The sequence below is a fragment of the Chelativorans composti genome, assembly GCF_039541695.1.
Lineage (GTDB): Bacteria > Pseudomonadota > Alphaproteobacteria > Rhizobiales > Rhizobiaceae > Chelativorans > Chelativorans composti.
The window spans coordinates 66876-84631 of the sequence record NZ_BAABGS010000075.1 but is presented as its reverse complement, the minus strand read 5'-3'; the positions used below and the strand labels follow the sequence as shown (position 1 = coordinate 84631).

Annotated in this window: 18 protein-coding genes; 8 read left to right on the top strand and 10 right to left on the bottom strand. The window is 64.9% G+C overall.

Annotated features, from left to right (window positions below; all coding sequences use genetic code 11):
* Positions 1–18 precede the first annotated feature (18 nt).
* The 4 genes from ABD906_RS15615 to ABD906_RS15600 all read left to right on the top strand — a co-directional run bounded on the left by ABD906_RS15615 (position 19) and on the right by ABD906_RS15600 (position 5761).
* On the top strand, positions 19–2043 hold the full coding sequence (locus ABD906_RS15615; RefSeq protein ID WP_345100588.1) for a hypothetical protein: 2025 nt from the start codon (positions 19–21) through the stop codon (positions 2041–2043).
* Positions 2044–2447: 404 nt separating this feature from the next.
* The gene (locus ABD906_RS15610) at positions 2448–4250 is read left to right on the top strand and encodes an acetolactate synthase 3 large subunit (protein WP_345100586.1); all 1803 of its coding nucleotides are present in this window, start codon (positions 2448–2450) and stop codon (positions 4248–4250) included.
* Positions 4251–4375: 125 nt separating this feature from the next.
* Entirely contained in the window at positions 4376–4948 is a 573-nt protein-coding gene (ilvN, locus tag ABD906_RS15605; RefSeq protein WP_165278720.1) for an acetolactate synthase small subunit, read from the top strand.
* Between the two features lie 216 nt (positions 4949–5164).
* Positions 5165–5761, top strand: coding sequence for a LysE family transporter (locus ABD906_RS15600; RefSeq protein WP_165278719.1), 597 nt, complete (start codon positions 5165–5167; stop codon positions 5759–5761).
* Positions 5762–5847: 86 nt separating this feature from the next.
* On the opposite strand, the gene ABD906_RS15595 is transcribed toward ABD906_RS15600, so the two are convergent.
* The 6 genes from ABD906_RS15595 to purC all read right to left on the bottom strand — a co-directional run bounded on the left by ABD906_RS15595 (position 5848) and on the right by purC (position 10797).
* Positions 5848–6081, bottom strand: coding sequence for a BolA/IbaG family iron-sulfur metabolism protein (locus ABD906_RS15595; protein WP_165278718.1), 234 nt, complete (start codon positions 6079–6081; stop codon positions 5848–5850).
* A 205-nt stretch (positions 6082–6286) separates the two neighbouring features.
* Entirely contained in the window at positions 6287–8500 is a 2214-nt protein-coding gene (gene purL / locus ABD906_RS15590) for a phosphoribosylformylglycinamidine synthase subunit PurL (protein ID WP_345100583.1), read from the bottom strand.
* A 45-nt stretch (positions 8501–8545) separates the two neighbouring features.
* Positions 8546–8977 (bottom strand): hypothetical protein, encoded by a 432-nt coding sequence (locus tag ABD906_RS15585; protein WP_165278716.1) that lies wholly within the window; start codon positions 8975–8977, stop codon positions 8546–8548.
* A complete protein-coding gene (gene purQ, locus ABD906_RS15580) occupies positions 8974–9642 on the bottom strand; it encodes a phosphoribosylformylglycinamidine synthase subunit PurQ (RefSeq protein WP_165278715.1) in 669 nt (222 codons plus the stop codon). Before purQ ends, ABD906_RS15585 begins: the two co-directional genes overlap by 4 nt.
* A gap of 47 nt (positions 9643–9689) precedes the next feature.
* The gene (purS, locus tag ABD906_RS15575; protein ID WP_165278714.1) at positions 9690–9932 is read right to left on the bottom strand and encodes a phosphoribosylformylglycinamidine synthase subunit PurS; all 243 of its coding nucleotides are present in this window, start codon (positions 9930–9932) and stop codon (positions 9690–9692) included.
* A gap of 73 nt (positions 9933–10005) precedes the next feature.
* Positions 10006–10797, bottom strand: coding sequence for a phosphoribosylaminoimidazolesuccinocarboxamide synthase (gene purC / locus ABD906_RS15570; RefSeq protein ID WP_165278713.1), 792 nt, complete (start codon positions 10795–10797; stop codon positions 10006–10008).
* Positions 10798–11024: 227 nt separating this feature from the next.
* Between purC and ABD906_RS15565 the strand changes: the two genes are divergently transcribed.
* From ABD906_RS15565 to ABD906_RS15555, 3 genes are read left to right on the top strand one after another with little or no spacing between them, the layout of a single operon-like run.
* On the top strand, positions 11025–11339 hold the full coding sequence (locus ABD906_RS15565; RefSeq protein WP_165278712.1) for an ATPase inhibitor subunit zeta: 315 nt from the start codon (positions 11025–11027) through the stop codon (positions 11337–11339).
* Positions 11340–11342: 3 nt separating this feature from the next.
* Positions 11343–12113, top strand: a complete 771-nt coding sequence (locus ABD906_RS15560) for an HpcH/HpaI aldolase family protein (RefSeq protein ID WP_345100579.1) — start codon at positions 11343–11345, stop codon at positions 12111–12113.
* A gap of 42 nt (positions 12114–12155) precedes the next feature.
* Positions 12156–12698 (top strand): MOSC domain-containing protein, encoded by a 543-nt coding sequence (locus tag ABD906_RS15555; protein WP_165278710.1) that lies wholly within the window; start codon positions 12156–12158, stop codon positions 12696–12698.
* A gap of 51 nt (positions 12699–12749) precedes the next feature.
* Here ABD906_RS15555 and ABD906_RS15550 read toward each other — a convergent pair whose 3' ends face one another.
* Positions 12750–13298, bottom strand: coding sequence for an alpha/beta hydrolase (locus tag ABD906_RS15550; RefSeq protein ID WP_165278709.1), 549 nt, complete (start codon positions 13296–13298; stop codon positions 12750–12752).
* Between the two features lie 195 nt (positions 13299–13493).
* Here ABD906_RS15550 and ABD906_RS15545 point away from each other — a divergent pair, with 195 nt between their 5' ends.
* On the top strand, positions 13494–14291 hold the full coding sequence (locus tag ABD906_RS15545) for a VOC family protein (RefSeq protein WP_345100576.1): 798 nt from the start codon (positions 13494–13496) through the stop codon (positions 14289–14291).
* A 201-nt stretch (positions 14292–14492) separates the two neighbouring features.
* On the opposite strand, the gene purB is transcribed toward ABD906_RS15545, so the two are convergent.
* The 3 genes from purB to ABD906_RS15530 all read right to left on the bottom strand — a co-directional run bounded on the left by purB (position 14493) and on the right by ABD906_RS15530 (position 17756).
* Positions 14493–15800, bottom strand: a complete 1308-nt coding sequence (gene purB / locus ABD906_RS15540; protein ID WP_165278707.1) for an adenylosuccinate lyase — start codon at positions 15798–15800, stop codon at positions 14493–14495.
* Positions 15801–15949: 149 nt separating this feature from the next.
* Positions 15950–16675, bottom strand: a complete 726-nt coding sequence (locus tag ABD906_RS15535) for a DUF2259 domain-containing protein (protein ID WP_165278706.1) — start codon at positions 16673–16675, stop codon at positions 15950–15952.
* 73 nt (positions 16676–16748) lie between these two features.
* Positions 16749–17756 (bottom strand): P1 family peptidase, encoded by a 1008-nt coding sequence (locus ABD906_RS15530; protein ID WP_345100574.1) that lies wholly within the window; start codon positions 17754–17756, stop codon positions 16749–16751.

The window sequence follows — 17756 nt, the reverse complement described above, 5'->3', positions numbered from 1 at the left end:
TATTCCAAAGGGCCTCGAATGGACAAGATCGTCTATACCTACACCCTCGAAGACGGCAGGCCCGTTCTGGCCGTCAAGGACGATGACCGGTCAACGCTGGACCGTCTGAGGGACGCCATCCATCTCCCCCGGCGCAGCCTGGTCGAGCAGAGAACCGCCGTGCGCGACATGATCCGCCAGGCGCTGGAAAAGTATAGCCATGAGCTGGATTACACGATCCGTCCGGATCTCGAGAAGAAGCTGTTTTCGTCGCGGAAATACCGGGACGTGAAGGCCGGCGATCTGGCGAGTCTCCTCAAGGATGTCGAAGACAACGCCAAGGGCCTTCCCCGGGGTTATGGCCGGGCGGCCTTCTCCCGAAGCGGGTGGAACCGTATCGTGACCCGGGCGGAAAGGATCATCACGCCTTCCAACGGCGAGAGGCCCGAGCCCCGCAGCACCTGGAAGCGCGTGTGCAAGCAGCTCATGGACAAGATCTCGGGATGCACGCCCTCGGTCGTCGGCCGTCTCGGGTATGGGGTTGTTGCCGCCGCACTGTTCTCGGGGCTTGTGTACCTGACGATCAGCTTCGGCGCGACGGCTGCCCTGGTTGGCGTTGCTGGAGCTGCCGGTGCGTTTGTGGCCTACAAGGTGCTACAGGCACAGAATGGACAGAAGCCGACGGTGCAGGCGCCCGACCTGGCAAAGCAGTTTGCCCAGGCCTGGGCCGAGGAGTTCGAGCGGAATCCTTCAGACGAGCTTGCCGGCCCGCGCCGGCTGATGTTCGTGTCGAGTGGCGAACGCTTCGCGATGGATCTCATCCGTGATCTCGGACCGGCGGCTGCCGGGGTGGACACGGTGATCCTGCATCGGGGGATCCTGCAGGCCTTCGAGAAGCTGAGCGAGCGGCAAGCCCGCGTCGAGCAGGACAAGCGCGGCATGATGAAGGTCAAGCTCGACGGCATCAAATATTCCGCCAAGGATGGCGTCACAGAGCTTCCTGGCACCGACGCCAGCCTGCAGGCGCTTGAAAGTTCGAACAAGGAAGCTGCGAAGCTGGTCATCCGGCTGCCGCGGGAAGACAGCCGCCCGGTCGCCGTGCGCCGCATGCGCAACAACGTCACCTGGCAGCTGGCGGATCTGTTCGAGAAGGCGCGCCGCCTGGATCACAGCCGGGACGGAAGCCTGACCGGGTACGTTTCTGTGGTGGAGCTGCCTGGCGGCTATCTCGCGCATGTATTCCGGGACGATCGGGATCTGCCGACGTTCTCCAACATGAGGGATATCATTGCGGCACTGGAGAAGAAGTCGGCCAGGAAGGCTGAGGTGGCGCAGAACATCAAGGCGTTGCTGGTCAAGGATCGGGCGGCATTCCAGCAGCGCCTGTCAGCGGCGGGCATCAACGTGGGGGCGCTGACGGATGACGATTTCCGCATCGACACCAAGGGACGCCTCTTGTGCAACCTCGGTTTCCGTCCGGATCTGAGCGGCGTCTTCAAGACGGAAAACCTGTGGGCATCAACGGCCCCAGTGCAGACCCTCTTGCCAGCCGTCATGCCGGCGGTCATGCCGGCGGTCCGGCTTGCCATTGCCGCCGCCCCGGACCGATCCTCCGTGGCGTCCGGCGACGACAGCGGTATCGCGGAGATGAGCGAGGCCAGCTCCATCTCGGGTACCGAAAGCTCGTCCTCAAGCGATGACCGGCTGGCCGTTGTCGTCTACAGAAGTACCCAAAGCGAGGAAAAGACGCGCAAGCGACTGGCCGAGCTCGTGCAGGGCTTCCAGAAGCGAACTCCCGACATCGACGAGCCGGAACAGACTGTGATCGCCGGCCCGTCCGAGGAGACGATGGTGGTCGAGTTTCCGAAGAAGAAGTCCCGGGTCGCCGAGCTGAAAGGTCTCGCCACCAAGAAGCTGAAGAGCATGAAGAAGGCGCTTGTCCGGGATCTGGCGCGGCAGGTCGAAGCGGAGGTGAGCCGTCCGGCACGGATCATCTACCTGCAGCGGGCGCCCGAGACGAAAGCCACCGGGCAGGCCCCAGGCGCCAACTACATCCGCGCCTGACCGAGCGATCGGACCGGAAGCGAAAGACGCAGGCGGCGAAGCCATCCGCCGCTCTGTGGTTTTCCGCCCAGTGCCGGCTTCGCGAGAGCTTCCCGGGCCGTTCTCCGAGGCGGTGGACAAGGGAGTGGCGGTTGCGACCTGCCTGCCTGACATGGGCAAGCGAGCGGCTCCGGGCGCTTTACGCCGCACGGATTCCTGATTGACATATCAAAACAAGTGCTTTTATGGTTCGCGCATGAACAATTACGTCATTCTCGTAGTAGGAAGGCACATGGGCAAGGCGGCGTAGCCGCCGGGCGACAGCCGCTCATGTGCGAACGAAGGCTCCTCCGGGGGCCTTTTTTATTGCCGGTTTGCCAGCGATGGCAGTATGAGGTCCGTGATCGAATGGGGCAGGAAAGCAGATGAACGCACAAGCGCCAGCGCCCAAGTGGCAGGAGACGACAATGCAGGAAATGACGGGCGCCGAAATGGTGGTTCAGGCGCTGAAGGACAACGGCGTTAAGCACATTTTCGGCTATCCGGGAGGAGCCGTCCTTCCGATCTATGACGAGCTGTACCAGCAGGACGAGATCGAGCACATCCTCGTGCGCCACGAGCAGGGGGCGGGACACGCGGCGGAGGGCTATGCCCGCTCGACCGGACGGGTTGGCGTGATGCTGGTCACCTCCGGCCCCGGCGCCACCAATGCCGTCACGCCGCTGCAGGACGCGCTGATGGACTCCATCCCGCTCGTCTGCATCACGGGTCAGGTGCCCACCACGCTGATCGGTTCCGACGCTTTCCAGGAGTGCGACACGGTCGGCATCACCCGTCCCTGCACCAAGCACAACTGGCTGGTGCGTGACGTCAACGAGCTTGCCGCCATTCTCCACGAGGCCTTCCACGTGGCCCGCACCGGCCGCCCCGGACCGGTGGTCGTTGACATTCCGAAGGATGTCCAGTTCGCCCGCGGCATCTACACGCCGCCGCAGACGGCGCCACGCCCCAGCTACCAACCGCGCCTGCAGGGCGATGCGGCTGCCATCAAGGCTGCCATCGATCTCCTGAAGACTGCCAAACGGCCGATCATCTACACCGGCGGCGGTATCATCAATTCCGGACCCGAAGCCTCCCATCTCCTGCGTGAGCTGGTCAACCTCACCGGCTTCCCGATCACCTCGACGCTGATGGGCCTCGGCGCCTATCCGGCCAGCGGACCGAACTGGCTCGGCATGCTGGGCATGCACGGCACCTACGAGGCCAACATGGCCATGCACGACTGCGATGTCATGCTGTGCATCGGCGCCCGCTTTGACGACCGCATCACCGGCCGCGTCGACGCCTTCTCGCCCAACTCGAAGAAGATCCACATCGACGTCGATCCGTCCTCGATCAACAAGAACGTCCGCGTCGACATCCCGATCGTCGGCGATGCCGGCCGGGTGCTCGAGGATCTGGTGCGCCTGTGGCGCGCGACCGCCAAGGCTGACAAGGCCAATCTCCAGCCGTGGTGGGATCAGATCAACCGCTGGCGCGCGCGCAACTCGCTTGCCTTCAAGCAGGGCGAGGACGTGATCATGCCGCAGTACGCGATCCAGCGGCTCTTCGAGCTCACCAGGGACCGCAAGCCTTACATAACGACCGAAGTCGGCCAGCATCAGATGTGGGCCGCCCAGCATTTCGGCTTCGAGGAACCGAACCGGTGGTTGACCTCCGGTGGCCTCGGAACGATGGGCTACGGTCTGCCGGCGGCCCTGGGTGTCCAGATCGCGCATCCGGACGCGCTCGTCATCGACATCGCGGGCGACGCCTCGGTGCAGATGACCATCCAGGAGCTGAGCACGGCGGTCCAGTACAACGCGCCCATCAAGATCTTCATTCTCAACAACCAGTACATGGGCATGGTGCGCCAGTGGCAGCAGCTGCTGCACGGCAACCGGCTGTCGCATTCCTACACGGAGGCGATGCCTGACTTCGTCAAGCTGGCCGAAGCCTACGGCTGCCGCGGCATCCGCTGCGAGAAGCCGGCGGATCTCGATGCCGCCATCATGGAGATGATCAACACGCCGGGACCGGTGATCTTCGACTGCCGCGTCGCCAACCTCGCCAACTGCTTCCCGATGATCCCGTCCGGCAAGGCGCACAACGAGATGCTGCTTCCGGACGAGGCCACGGACGAGGCCGTCGCCAACGCGATCGGCGAAGAAGGGCGGATGCTGGTCTAGCCCGGACCGTCGCGAGACCGTCGCGCCGGTCCGTCAGCGGCCGGCGCGGAACCAATCAACGGGAGCGCGCCGGGCCGTCAGGTCCGGCATGACGCTCCATCCGGAAAGGTTACCGAGAGATTACCATGAACGCTCAGCTTCAACCGACTGGGTCCGCCTATTTCATCACCAAGGAGACCGCCAAGGCGGAAAAGCGCACGCTTGCCGTGCTCGTGGACAACGAGCCGGGTGTCCTTGCGCGCGTGATCGGCCTGTTCTCCGGCCGCGGCTACAACATCGACAGTCTGACGGTCTCGGAGACTGAACACGAGCAGCATCTGTCCCGCATCACCATCGTCACGCACGCAACGCCGCACGTGATCGAGCAGATCAAGCATCAGCTGGAGCGCATCGTGCCGGTGCACCGCGTGGTGGACCTTACCCAGGTGGCCCGCGAGCGTCAGCACGACCATCCGCTGGAGCGCGAGCTTGCCCTCATCAAGGTGAAAGGCAAGGGCGAGGCCCGCGTGGAGGCTCTGCGCCTGGCGGATGCCTTCCGCGCCCATGTGATCGACGCCAACACCGAGCACTTCATCTTCGAGATCACCGGCAGGGTCTCCAAGATCGAACAGTTCATCGCGATCATGAAGCCGCTCGGGCTGGTGGAGGTGTGCCGCACCGGCGTCGCAGCCATGAACCGCGGTCCGGAAGGGCTCTGAACTTATCTGACGCCATTCCGGCAAGGACTTGCAGCCTTCTTTTCGAGGGCTGAGACCACTTCTCAGGGAAGCCGCGCAGGTCCCTGATTTTCCAACGGTTCCGGCGGGCGCACGTTCCGGGCTCCCGCCGGAATTGCGTTCAAGAGGCGCATCGGTCAGAGCGGGGAGGCGGTACGACCGGAACGACCGGCGCACCAGCCCCCTCGGGGGACATCCATGTCTTACGAAACGTTTGCCGCAGTGGTGGTCTTTTCCTTTGTCTCGTCGATCACGCCGGGGCCGAATAACCTCATGTTGCTGGCCTCCGGCGTGAATTTCGGCTTTGTGCGGACCATCCCGCATGTGATGGGCATCGGTGTGGGATTCGCTTCGCTGCTCCTCGGCGTTGGCTTCGGCCTCGGGGCGCTGCTCACGGCCTATCCGGGTCTGCACCTCGCGCTCAAGGTGCTGGGCGGAGCCTACCTGCTTTACCTCTCCTGGCGAATTGCCATGTCGCGCAGCATGGCCAAGGACGGGGACGCGAAGGGACGGCCCATGACCTTTTCCGAGGCGGCCGCCTTCCAGTGGATCAATCCGAAGGCGTGGGTGATGGCAGTGACGGTCATGGCGCTCTACGCGGACCCGCAGATGCCATTCCTTTCAGCCCTTCTGGTCACCATCCCGTGCGCGCTGGTCAACCTGCCGTGCGTGTCCGCCTGGGCTGCCTTCGGGGTCGCGCTCAGGCAGTTCCTGGCCGATCCGCTGCGGCTCAAGTGGTTCAACATCGGCATGGGGGTGCTGCTCGCGCTCACACTCTGGCCGATGCTGAAGTAGGGCAGGTGTCCGGCACCGCTTGGGTTCCCCGAAAGAAAAACGCCACCTGCTGGGCAGGTGGCGCCGCGTGAAACGGGTCAGTGCGCTCAGTTGGGCACGCTGGTCTGCAGCGCAAGCGCGTGCAGCGTTCCTCCCATGTTGCCCTTCAGGGCCTCGTAAACCTTCTGATGCTGCTGCACCCGGGAAAGCCCGCGAAAGCTCTCCGCAACCACGACTGCCATGTAGTGATCACCGTCACCGGCCAGATCGCGAATCTCCACCTGGGCGTCCGGAATGCCTTCCTTGATGAGACGTTCGATCTCTTTTGCGTCCATTGCCACTGGCAAATACTCCTTGCTGAGACGACTCAGAGAATGCCGCGAGCGTGGCGGAAAATCAAACCGCGGGCGCCCGTCGAGCCCCGGGCTGTGGACCACGGCAACCCCGGTCGTTCTTCAGCCGATATAGGGCGGGCAAGGGCAATGAAAAAGGCGCGGGGAAAGCCCCGCGCCTCGAGGGATCACATGGCCTGCGTTATGCCCGGGATCAGGCCGGCTTGCCGTCCATGAAGGACGGGAACCAGCTTTCGTGGGCCTGCTTCAGCGCCTCGACGGAAACCGGCTCGGCGTTGCCGAGCCTCACCGCCGTGCCGCCGGTCACGCCGATCAGCTGCACCGACACGCCCTCGGGCGCGGCGAGCTTGGCGGCGGTGCCCTTCAGGGCGGTCACGACATAGCGGCCCTGGTCCTCGCCGAAGAACGCGGCGATGGGCGACGGAGCCGCCGGCTCTTCGATGGTTGCGCCGATGCCGGAGGCGATGGCCATCTCGGCGATGGCGACAGCCAGGCCGCCGTCCGAAATGTCATGGGCGGCGGTGACAATGCCTTCCTGGATCAGGCCACGGACGAAGTCACCGACGCGACGTTCGTGGGCGAGGTCCACCTTCGGCGCCGGGCCGATCTTCTTGCCGAAGAGCTCACGGAGATAGGCCGACTGGCCGAGGTGCGTGCCCCATTCCGCCGGCGCGCCGATCAGCAGGATTTCCTCGCCCTCAGCCGCAAAGCGGACGCGGGCCATGCGCGACCAGTCGCGGATCAGGCCGACGCCGCCAATGGTGGGCGTGGGCAGGATCGCGGTGCCGAGCGTCTCGTTGTAGAGCGAAACGTTGCCCGAGACGATCGGGAAGTCGAGCGCGCGGCAGGCCTCGCCAATGCCTTTGATGGCGAAGACGAACTGGCCCATGATCTCCGGCTTCTCGGGATTGCCGAAGTTCAGGTTGTCGGTGGCGGCCAGCGGCAGAGCGCCACTTGCCGTCAGGTTGCGCCAGCACTCGGCAACGGCCTGCTTGCCGCCCTCGTAGGGGTCGGCCTCGCAGTAGAAGGGGTTCACATCCGAGGAGAAGGCGAGGGCTTTCTTCTCCTGTCCCTCGACGCGCACGACGCCGGCGTTGGCGCCGGGGATCTGCAGCGAGTTGCCCTGGATCAGCGTGTCATACTGCTCCCACACCCAGCGGCGGGAGGAGAGGTTCGGCGAATTGAGCAGCTTCAGGAGCGCCTCCGCCGGATCGGTCTGCGGAACGTCAGCGTCGGCAAGCGGCGCGGCAGGCTTCGGCTCGACCCACGGACGGTCGTATTCGGGAGCCTGGTCGCCCAGCTCCTTGATGGGAAGGTTCGCGACCTCTTCGCCCTTGTGGAAGACGCGGAAGCGCAGGTCGTCGGTCGTCTCGCCGACGATGGCGAAGTCAAGACCCCACTTGCGGAAGATCGCCTCGGCCTCGGCCTCCTTCTCGGGGCGGAGCACCATGAGCATGCGCTCCTGGCTTTCCGAGAGCATCATTTCATAGGCCGTCATGCCTTCCTCGCGCACCGGCACCTTGTCGAGGTCTAGGCGGATGCCGAGATCGCCCTTGGCGCCCATCTCGACGGCCGAGCAAGTGAGTCCAGCCGCGCCCATGTCCTGAATGGCGATGACAGCGCCGGTGGCCATCAGTTCGAGGCAGGCTTCCAGCAGGCACTTCTCGGTGAAGGGGTCGCCCACCTGGACTGTCGGGCGCTTTTCCTCGATGGTCTCGTCGAACTCGGCGGAGGCCATGGTGGCGCCGCCGACACCGTCGCGGCCCGTCTTGGCGCCGAGATAGACAACCGGCAGGCCCACGCCTTCAGCCTTGGAGTAGAAGATCCTGTCCGCGTCGGCGAGGCCCGCGGCAAAGGCGTTGACGAGGATGTTGCCGTTGTAGCGCTCGTCGAACTGGACCTCGCCGCCCACGGTCGGCACGCCGAAGGAGTTGCCGTAGCCGCCGATGCCGGCGACGACGCCGGAAACGAGATGCCGGGTCTTCGGATGGTCAGGCGCGCCGAAGCGCAGGACGTTCATCGCCGCAATGGGGCGGGCGCCCATGGTGAACACGTCGCGCAGAATGCCGCCGACGCCCGTCGCCGCGCCCTGGTAGGGCTCGATGTAGGACGGGTGGTTGTGGCTTTCCATCTTGAAGACCACGGCCTGGCCGTCGCCGATGTCCACCACGCCGGCGTTCTCGCCGGGGCCTTGGATGACCTGCGGACCGGACGTAGGAAGCGTGCGCAGCCACTTCTTGGAGCTCTTGTAGGAGCAGTGCTCGTTCCACATGGCGGAGAAGATACCCAGCTCCGTGAAGGTGGGCTCGCGGCCGATCAGGTCCAGGATGCGCTGATATTCGTCAGGCTTGAGCCCATGCGCGGCCACCAGTTCCGGGGTGATGGGGATCGCGTTCGGGTTGCTCATTCCGTTTCAACCTTTCAAACAGACAGTTGCGTTTCCCCGCCTGGTTCAGGCGGCGCATGTACGCGTGCCAGCCGACCAGCGCCGGACATCGTTGCCGATGCGGTTGCCGAGCGGCGTGGCGGCAAGGGGACCATAGGTCTCGACCCTGGCAGGATTGCCATAGGCCTCGATGACGAGGACGGGCAGACCCTGGGTGCTGTTCTTCCTGAGAAGCAGGAGACGCGGGCGGCCGTACTGCGTGTCGAGTTCCGGAATCAGGCGAAGGCCAGCAAAGGCTGGATCCTTGGAGCGGATCCAGCACTCGTGGGCGCTGGCATTGATCGCCTGCAGGGCGGAGACGGCGGCCTGATTGCCCGTCGGGACCGGAGACCCGGCCGGAGGTTGCTCGCGGCAGCCCGCGAGCGCGGCAAGCGCGACAAGGGCAGCTGCAGCCCATCGGCTCCTGGAGGCGGGAAGGGCCGTCTCGGTCAGGTTCACGCTGCGATTCCCAATACGCTCTCGAAGAGGCCCCGGCCGTCGGTGCCGCCATGGGCGGACTCGATCAGGTTCTCGGGGTGGGGCATCATGCCGAGGACGTTGCCGGCCTCATTCATCACGCCGGCGATGTCGTTGATGGAACCGTTCGGGTTGGTGCCCTCCGCATAGCGGAAGACCACCTGGCCGTTGCCCTCGATGCGCTTCAGCGTCTCGGCATCGGCGAAGTAGTTGCCGTCATGATGGGCGACGGGACAGCGGATGATCTGGCCCTGGGCATAGGCGCGGGTGAAGGCGGTGTTGGCGTTGGCGACCTCGAGCTTCACCTCACGGCAGACAAACTTGAGCGAGGCGTTGCGCATCAGCGCACCGGGCAGCAGGCCCGCCTCGAGCAGGATCTGGAAGCCGTTGCAGACACCGATCACCGTGACACCCTTCGCGGCCTTGTCGGCCACGGCGCGCATCACCGGCATGCGCGCGGCAATCGCGCCGCAGCGCAGGTAGTCGCCATAGGAAAAGCCGCCAGGGATGACGATCAGGTCGACGTCGGGAAGCTCCGTCTCAGTCTGCCACACCGTGACCGGCGCCTTGCCCGAAATCTTCGTCAGCGCCGCGATCATGTCGCGGTCGCGGTTGAGGCCGGGGAGCTGGATGACTGCTGATTTCATGGCATTTGTTCCGGATAGCGTCAGGGGAGGCGGACGGGGACCAGCGGTCAGCCGATAGTGATGCTGTAGTCCTCGATGACCGTGTTGGCGAGCAGCTGCTCGCACATCTTCTTCAGGGCAGCCTCAGCCCTGGCCGGATCGGTCTCCTCGAGAACGATGTCGAACACCTTGCCCTGGCGGACGGAACCGATGCCGGCGAAGCCCAGACCGCCCAGCGCGCTTTCAATCGCCTTGCCCTGGGGGTCGAGGACGCCATTCTTCAACGTAACGATAACTCGGGCCTTGGTCACTCTGACTGATCTCCTGCGGTCCTGCAAAAAGTCCAGCGGCTCCCGTCACGGGAGCCGTCGGTTCGATCAACGCTTAGTGGCGGGTCTCGCCGTCGTCCTTGCTGCTCACGAGAACCGGCCCGGAGGGCTTGGGCGTCTCGTTGGTACCCATGATGCCGAGACGGCGCGCCACTTCCTGATAGGCCTCGACCAGGCCGCCCATGTCGCGGCGGAAGCGGTCCTTGTCCAGCTTGTCCTTGGTCGCAATGTCCCAGAGACGGCAGGAGTCCGGCGAAATCTCGTCGGCGAGCACGATGCGCATCGTATCGCCTTCCCACAGACGGCCGCACTCGATCTTGAAGTCGACGAGCTGGATGCCGACGCCAAGGAACAGGCCGGACAGGAAGTCGTTGATGCGGATGGCGAGCGACATGATGTCGTCGAGCTCGGCCGGGGTCGCCCAGCCAAAGGCCGTGATGTGCTCCTCGGAGACCATCGGGTCATCGAGCGCGTCGGCCTTGTAATAGAACTCGATGATCGAACGCGGCAGCACCGTGCCTTCCTCGAGGCCAAAGCGCTTGGCCAGCGAGCCGGCAGCGATGTTGCGCACCACAACCTCGAGCGGAATGATCTCAACTTCCTTGATCAGCTGCTCACGCATGTTGAGACGGCGAATGAAGTGCGTGGGAATGCCGATCCGGTTGAGGTTCTCGAAGATGTGCTCGGAGATGCGGTTGTTCAGCACGCCCTTGCCGTCGATGACCTCGTGCTTCTTGGCGTTAAACGCTGTCGCGTCGTCCTTGAAGAACTGGATGAGAGTACCTGGCTCGGGGCCTTCATAGAGGATTTTGGCCTTGCCTTCGTAAATGCGGCGGCGACGGGTCATAGCGTTAACTCTGAGTTAGATTGCCGGTCTTTCAGATGGTGTTTGCGGCCTGACTCGGCAAGATACACGGCCAACACGGCTTGGGGCGCTCTTAGCGCAATTGGTGCGCCATCTCAATTGTGATTTGCGTCTATCAACCATTGTGCGGCAAGATGCGTCCTTCACTTGACGGCGCAGCCGTCTTCAGGTTCGCTTCCATGAAGAACTTCTACTGGAGGTTAGAGCGTATGAGCACCCTGAAAGAACGTGAGGAGGCTTTCGAGCGCAAGTTCGCCCACGATGAGGAGACCAAGTTCAAGATCATCTCGCGGCGAAACAGGCTCCTCGGCGTCTGGGCAGCAAAAAAGCTAGGCAAGGATCCGGAAGCCTATGTCAGCGAGGTCATCAAGGCCGACCTCCGGGAGAAGGGCGACGAAGACGTCTTCCGGAAGATCCGCGCGGATTTCGACGCGGCAGGCATTTCCATCTCCGACGAGGAGATCCGCACCAGGATGGTCGACCTGCTGACCGAAGCGACCAACCAGATCAATCCGCAGGACTAGCCGATGACCTTGCTGGCCGAACGCCTGACGCGCGGAGAGGCAGTGTTCTCGGCATGGTCGGGCCTCGCTCACGCCGGTGTGGTGGAGGCCATCGCCGGACTCGAGTTCCAGGCCATCACCCTCGACATGCAGCACGGCGCGCATGACGAAGGGAGCGTGGAGCGCTCCCTTCTACCGATCACGGCTTCCGCCCGGCACGGGGTGGTGCGCATTCCCGTCGGCAGGTTCGACATGGCGAGCCGCGCGCTCGACTTCGGCGCCGAGGCCGTAATCGCGCCGATGATCAACACGGTCGAGGACGCGCGGCGCTTCGCTGCCCACATGAAGTATCCCCCGCTCGGCGAGCGCTCGTGGGCGCCTTATCTCGGCATGCAGCGCATGGGCAGGACCGATCCGCAGGAGTGGCTCAGGGAGTCCAACCGGAACACGCTGGCGCTTGCCATGATCGAGACGCGCGAGGCCTATGCGCTCGTGGACGAGATCCTCGGCGTCGGGGGAATCGACGGGGTGTTCGTTGGGCCGTCGGACTTCTCCATCGCCTGGTTCCGCGGGGAGAGGATCGACCCGCTGGCCGAGGACATCATGGACGCCATCGCGGCGGTCGGCCGGAAGGCGGTGGCCGCAGGCAAGCACGCGGGCATCTACATCACCGATCCGCCAACAGTCGGCCGGTTCCACAAGGCCGGGTTCCGCTTCTTCGCCATCGGCAATGAAAACGTCTACATGGCTCAGGGTGCAAGCAATCTGCTTGCCGCAGCCCGGGCAAGCCTGTAAGCGCTGGACGGGCATTCCCCGTCCAGCAGAAGGCATCTCCCCATGAATGGCAGTGTCGTCGCGGTGGCAGCCTCGCCAACGCACAGTTTCACCAAGCCGGTGCAAACCTCCATCAGACTCATAGCGGGTCTCGGCGTCGAGGGCGACGCTCATGCGGGCCCGACCGTCATGCACCGCCACGCCCGGGCGAAGAACCCCGAGAAGCCAAACCTGCGGCAGGTGCATCTCATCGCACAGGAGACGCTGAAGGAGCTCGGGGCGCAGGGCTTCGAGGTCTATCCCGGCGCCATCGGCGAGAACATCACCACGCAGGGCATCGCGTTGCTCGACCTGCCGGCCGGCACGCGGCTCAGGATCGGGGATGAGGCGGTGGTGGAGATCACCGGTCTGCGCAGCCCGTGCAAGCTCATCGAAGGATTTCAGGAGGGGCTCATGTACGCGCTGCTTGACAAGACGCCGGACGGGCGGGTGATCCGCAAGGCTGGCGTGATGGGGATCGTCATCGAAGGCGGCGTCATTCGGGCGGGAGACGGAATTGCCGTGGAGCTTCCGCCCGCGCCGCACCGGCGCCTCGAGGTGGTTTAAGCTGCCCTCAGCTTCCCCACGCCGCGCCAGGCGGGGCATGAGGGGAAGTGATCACAGCCTGGAGACGAAACGGGCGAAGGCGATGCCGCCTTCCGGCCATGGGCCGTAGCCGGCGTCAGTATTGATGTGGCCGGCTTCCCCCGCATCCAGCAGCAGCGAGCCCCACGCGCTGGCAAGCTTCTCCACCGTTTCGAAGCTTGCGTAATGGTCGTTGCGGCTCGCCACGACGATGGATGGAAACGGCAGGCGCTGGTGTGGATAGGGCCCGAAAGTCATGAAGTGCTTCGGGCGGATGTTGGGGCTTGCGACATCAGGGGGCGCGACCAGGAAGGCGCCCGCGATCTTCGCGCGGATGTGCGGCAGCGCGTGAATGATGGTCGGGACGCCCAGCGAATGGCCGACCAGCACCAGCGGCCTCGTGGCGGCGTTGGCGGTCTCGGCCAGCGTGCTCACCCAGTCCTCCAGGACAGGCTTGAGCCATTCCCGCTGCTCGACCCGGCGGGCCGAGGGAAGGCGGGCCTGCCAGCGGCTCTGCCAGTGGTCAGGGCCGGAATTGGCGAATCCGGGCACGATCAGAATGTCTGCGTCCTTGGCTTTCATGATCCGCCCTTTACCCTGCCTGATGCTGATGATGCAACTTGGCTCCGCACACGCATTGTTTCCGAATGCTGAACACGTTGTTCCCGCGGAGAGCATTGCGCATCGTTCGCAATGATAACAAATGTCGGGGATGATTCTCGCCGAGTGGGGAGCGCGCGTGCGCTCCTTTCGCCCGGACTGGCCGGAGACCGTTCGATGACACAAGTTCCCTTCGCCGCCACCACGCCGATCAGCATTTCCGACGTGGGGCTGAAGGCACGCAATGCCGATGCGCTTGCCGCCTATTACCGCAATCTGCTCGGCCTTGACGAACTGTCGCGCAGTGCGGACGGTATCGTGCTCGGCGCCGGCGGCCGCAAGCTGCTCACGATCCAGGAAGACAGGGCGCTCAAACCGGACAATCCGCGCGAGGCCGGGCTCTTCCACACGGCCTTCCTGCTTCCAACGCGCGCCGATCTCGCGCGATGGGTCCATCGTGCCATCGAGAAGCTCATTCCGGTCGAGGGCGCGTCCGATCATCTGGTGAGCGAGGCCATCTATCTCACCGACCCCGAGGGCAACGGGATCGAAATCTACGCAGACCGTCCGAACGGGCAATGGCAGTGGCAAGGCGGTGAGGTGGTGATGAAGACGCTGCCGCTCGACTTCCGCGACCTGATGGCGACGCCGGGCGGAACCTTGCCCTACACGCAGGCGCCAGCGAACACGGTCATCGGCCACGTGCACCTGCGCGTGGGCAATCCGGCCGAGGCGGAGCGGTGGTGGAACGAGACGATGGGCTTCGACACCACGGCCCACTACGGACCGCAGGCTGTGTTCCTGTCTACGGGCGGCTACCACCACCACATCGGCGCCAATTCCTGGCAAAGCGCCGGCGCCGGGCGGCGCGACGAGGGCCGCAGCGGTCTTGCCTGGGTGGCACTCAAGGTCCCGGCGGAGCGAGCCGGGACGGATTGCGAAGACCCGTGGGGCACGGTCATCCGGATGGTGTGAGAACGGTTGTTCCTCCAGGCAAGGAAAAGGCCGCGGGCACAGTCCGCGGCCTTTGCATTTCCACCCGTCCCGTATGCCGGGCCTGTTCGAGGCCCGGGTTCAGCGATCTAAGCTTCAGAGGCTGCCGGGCTCTACCCCTCATTTGACAGGCTGATGGTTCGACAGGCTTCCCCAATGAAGGGAGAGCGCAGGAAGCGGGTTTCAGCTCTCGCCGAACACGCGCTCAAAGATCGTGTCCACGTGCTTGGTATGGTAGCCGAGGTCGAACTTCTCGCGGATCTCCTCTTCCGAGAGGGCCGCGCGGACGTCCTTGTCGGCCAGCAGTTCCTCAAGGAAATCAGCGTCCTGTTCCCACACCTTCATGGCGTTTCTCTGAACGAGGCGGTAGGCGTCCTCGCGACTCACGCCGGCCTGGGTGAGAGCGAGAAGCACGCGCTGCGAGTGGACAAGGCCACGGAACTTGTTGAGGTTCTTCTCCATGTTCTCGGGGTAGACCACGAGCTTCTCGATCAGGCCGGTGAGGCGGGCGAGCGCAAAGTCGAGGGTGACAGTAGCGTCCGGGCCGATCATGCGCTCGACGGAGGAATGGGAGATGTCGCGCTCGTGCCAGAGGGCGACGTTCTCCAGCGCCGGCAGGGCATAGGCGCGGACCATGCGGGCGAGGCCCGTCAGGTTCTCGGAGAGCACCGGGTTGCGCTTGTGCGGCATGGCCGAGGAACCCTTCTGGCCGGGCGAGAAATATTCCTCGGCCTCCAGCACTTCCGTGCGCTGCAGGTGGCGGACCTCGACGGCAAGGCGTTCGATGGAGGAGGCAATCACCGCCAGGGTGGCGAAGAACATCGCATGGCGGTCGCGCGGGATGACCTGCGTGGAGACCGGCTCGGGCTTCAAGCCCATCTTCTCGGCCACATGGGCCTCAACGCGCGGGTCGATATTGGCGAAGGTGCCGACCGCACCGGAAATGGCGCAGGTTGCGATCTCCTCGCGGGCATTGACGAGGCGCGCGCGGGCGCGGCTGAACTCAGCATAGGCCTGGGCCAGCTTGATGCCGAAGGTTGTCGGCTCGGCGTGGATGCCGTGGCTGCGGCCAATGGTGACGGTGTACTTGTGCTCGAAGGCGCGCTTCTTCAGGGCGGCGAGCAGGTCGTCCAGATCCTTCAGCAGAATGTCGCTCGCGCGCACCAGCTGGACGCTGAGGCAGGTGTCGAGCACGTCGGACGAGGTCATGCCCTGGTGGACGAAACGGGCCTCGGGGCCAACGATCTCGGCCAGATGCGTCAGGAAGGCAATGACGTCGTGTTTCGTTTCGCGCTCGATCTCGTCGATGCGGTCGATGTCGAACGTGGCCGGCCCGCCCTTTTCCCAGATGACGCGGGCTGCTTCCTTCGGGATGATGCCAAGCTCGGCCATGGCATCGGCCGCATGGGCCTCGATCTCGAACCAGATCCGGAATTTGGTCTCGGGCGACCAGATTGCCGCCATTTCAGGACGCGAGTAGCGCGGGATCATTGGCTTTCCTAACGGTTTGTGAGGGCTGCTGGCGGTTTAACAGACAACGCTCCCCTGTCAACGGACACGGGCAGCAAAAACACAGGCCGAAGCGCGCACTGCGGCGATGGCCCGCCGGTGCGGGTCGCGCCACAGCGCGGCAGGACGGCTCAGAAGCGTCCGGTAACGGCAAGATAGCGGTAGTCGGGGCCTTCAAAGCCGCCGGTCCGCATGGCGATCAGTACCGCAAAGACCGGGCTGCGGTCCTTGGGATAGAAGGTCTCCACGGCTGCGATCCGGTAGCCGAGCGGGCAGCCGCGGCTGGACGGGATGGTCCGGTCCTCGTGGATCAGTTGCGTGCGCGCTCCGTCCTCGACGGTCACGCGGAACAGGCGAAAGCCGATGCGGGCGCCGAAGAGCTCGCAGCTGTCGGGAGCGTCGATCAGTTGTTCCTCCAGGCGGAACTCGAGAGGCGTGTCGATCGGCGGGAAGACGGGACGCGGGTTGACGGTCATCCGGAACGGGTCGCCGGACAGTTCCGTCACCGGACTGAAGCCGGCGGTGTGACCGCGATGGGCGGCCAGGACCTCGTCGGAGATGACCGACTGGGCGTTGCTCTTCACCTGCCCGCGGGCATCGGCGACGGTCGCGTTCTCATTGTCGATACGGGCGCGGATGGGGGTGCCGGGCAGGAACTTGTCGGTCTCGGTATCGATATAATAGCGGTTGGCGTAGGGAAAGCCGGAGCCATCCTGAACGCCGTATTCCTCAAAGGCAAAGATCTTGCCGTCGGCGCTGAAGCCCAGGATCTCCAGCTCGGCGACATCACCGGCGCGGACGGTCGAAAGGGCCGGAAGGGCAAAAGCAAGCGCAAGGGCAAGACGAACAATGAACATGGCGAAATCTCCCGTTCAAAGCATGCAGCTTGCCACAGGGAGGCGGAAGGGGAAACAGCCCGCGCGGCGGGTGCTATCCCCCGAAGCGCTCGCGCCAGGTGGGCAGAAGGTCCCCGTCTTCGCGCGTGGCGTGATAGACGCCCCTGGCGATGGCGCGCGCCATAGTGGCGCCAGCAGCGGCGTACAGCTCCACAAGGCCAGCGGGATCTAGTGCTGCGTCATTGCTGCCCGTCGCCAAGGAGAAGACGAGATCGCCATCGAGCGGCGTGTGCGCGGGCCAGAGCGCCCGGGTAAAGCCGTCATGGGCGGCGACGGCCAGGCGCTTCGCGTCGGCCTTGGTGAGCCGGGCGTCGGTGGCGATGACGCCGATGGTCGTATTGCCCTGCGGGGGGAGCTGCTTGCGGCGGATTTCCTGCGTGCCCGGCGGCAGTTCGCCGGGCAAGCCGAGGCCGCCGAACTCGTCGCCCACCTCGAAAGGCGCGGCCCAGAAATGTCTGCTGTCGCCCATGGTGGGCGTACCCACGGCATTGACGGCCACAAGCGCGCCGACAGTGATGCCGTTCGGCAGGACGGTGGAAGCCGAGCCGAGGCCGCCCTTCAGTCCGGCGACGAGGGCGCCGGTGCCTGCGCCGACGGAGCCGAGGGTGAATGGGCCAGCGGAGGCGGTGCGGGCCGCCTCGTAGCCGAGCTCGCGGTAGGGCGGAAAGCGGCCCCAGTCCTTGTCACCGCCATTCGCCAGATCGAAGAGGATGGCGGCGGGGACGATGGGAACGATGTGACCCGCGACAGCAAAGCCCTGGCTCTCTTCGCGCAGGGCGGCCTGGACGCCCGAGGCCGCATCAAGGCCGAAGGCGGAACCGCCGGAGAGTACGAGGGCGTTCACCGCCTGCACCAGCATGTGGGGCTCGAGCAGATCCGTCTCGCGCGTTCCGGGCGCGCCGCCCAGCACCTGGACGCTCGCCACGGACGGCTCCTCGCAGACCAGGACCGTGACACCCGACTTGAGCCGGTTGTCCTGCGCGTTGCCCACCTTCAGCCCGGCGACGTCGGTGATGAGATTGAGCGGCCCCGTGCGGAACAT

What these genes read in the sequence shown, in the direction of transcription:
- ABD906_RS15535 (WP_165278706.1), bottom strand. Translation starts at nt 16,675, where the DNA reads ATGTTCATTGTTCGTCTTGCCCTTGCGCTTGCTTTTGCCCTTCCGGCC.
- ABD906_RS15530 (WP_345100574.1), bottom strand. Translation starts at nt 17,756, where the DNA reads ATGTTCCGCACGGGGCCGCTCAATCTCATCACCGACGTCGCCGGGCTG.
- ABD906_RS15615 (WP_345100588.1), top strand. Translation starts at nt 19, where the DNA reads ATGGACAAGATCGTCTATACCTACACCCTCGAAGACGGCAGGCCCGTT.
- ABD906_RS15565 (WP_165278712.1), top strand. Translation starts at nt 11,025, where the DNA reads ATGAGCACCCTGAAAGAACGTGAGGAGGCTTTCGAGCGCAAGTTCGCC.
- ABD906_RS15600 (WP_165278719.1), top strand. Translation starts at nt 5,165, where the DNA reads ATGTCTTACGAAACGTTTGCCGCAGTGGTGGTCTTTTCCTTTGTCTCG.
- purC (WP_165278713.1), bottom strand. Translation starts at nt 10,797, where the DNA reads ATGACCCGTCGCCGCCGCATTTACGAAGGCAAGGCCAAAATCCTCTAT.
- ABD906_RS15550 (WP_165278709.1), bottom strand. Translation starts at nt 13,298, where the DNA reads ATGAAAGCCAAGGACGCAGACATTCTGATCGTGCCCGGATTCGCCAAT.
- purB (WP_165278707.1), bottom strand. Translation starts at nt 15,800, where the DNA reads ATGATCCCGCGCTACTCGCGTCCTGAAATGGCGGCAATCTGGTCGCCC.
- ABD906_RS15610 (WP_345100586.1), top strand. Translation starts at nt 2,448, where the DNA reads ATGAACGCACAAGCGCCAGCGCCCAAGTGGCAGGAGACGACAATGCAG.
- purL (WP_345100583.1), bottom strand. Translation starts at nt 8,500, where the DNA reads ATGAGCAACCCGAACGCGATCCCCATCACCCCGGAACTGGTGGCCGCG.
- purQ (WP_165278715.1), bottom strand. Translation starts at nt 9,642, where the DNA reads ATGAAATCAGCAGTCATCCAGCTCCCCGGCCTCAACCGCGACCGCGAC.
- ABD906_RS15545 (WP_345100576.1), top strand. Translation starts at nt 13,494, where the DNA reads ATGACACAAGTTCCCTTCGCCGCCACCACGCCGATCAGCATTTCCGAC.
- ABD906_RS15560 (WP_345100579.1), top strand. Translation starts at nt 11,343, where the DNA reads ATGACCTTGCTGGCCGAACGCCTGACGCGCGGAGAGGCAGTGTTCTCG.
- ilvN (WP_165278720.1), top strand. Translation starts at nt 4,376, where the DNA reads ATGAACGCTCAGCTTCAACCGACTGGGTCCGCCTATTTCATCACCAAG.
- ABD906_RS15555 (WP_165278710.1), top strand. Translation starts at nt 12,156, where the DNA reads ATGAATGGCAGTGTCGTCGCGGTGGCAGCCTCGCCAACGCACAGTTTC.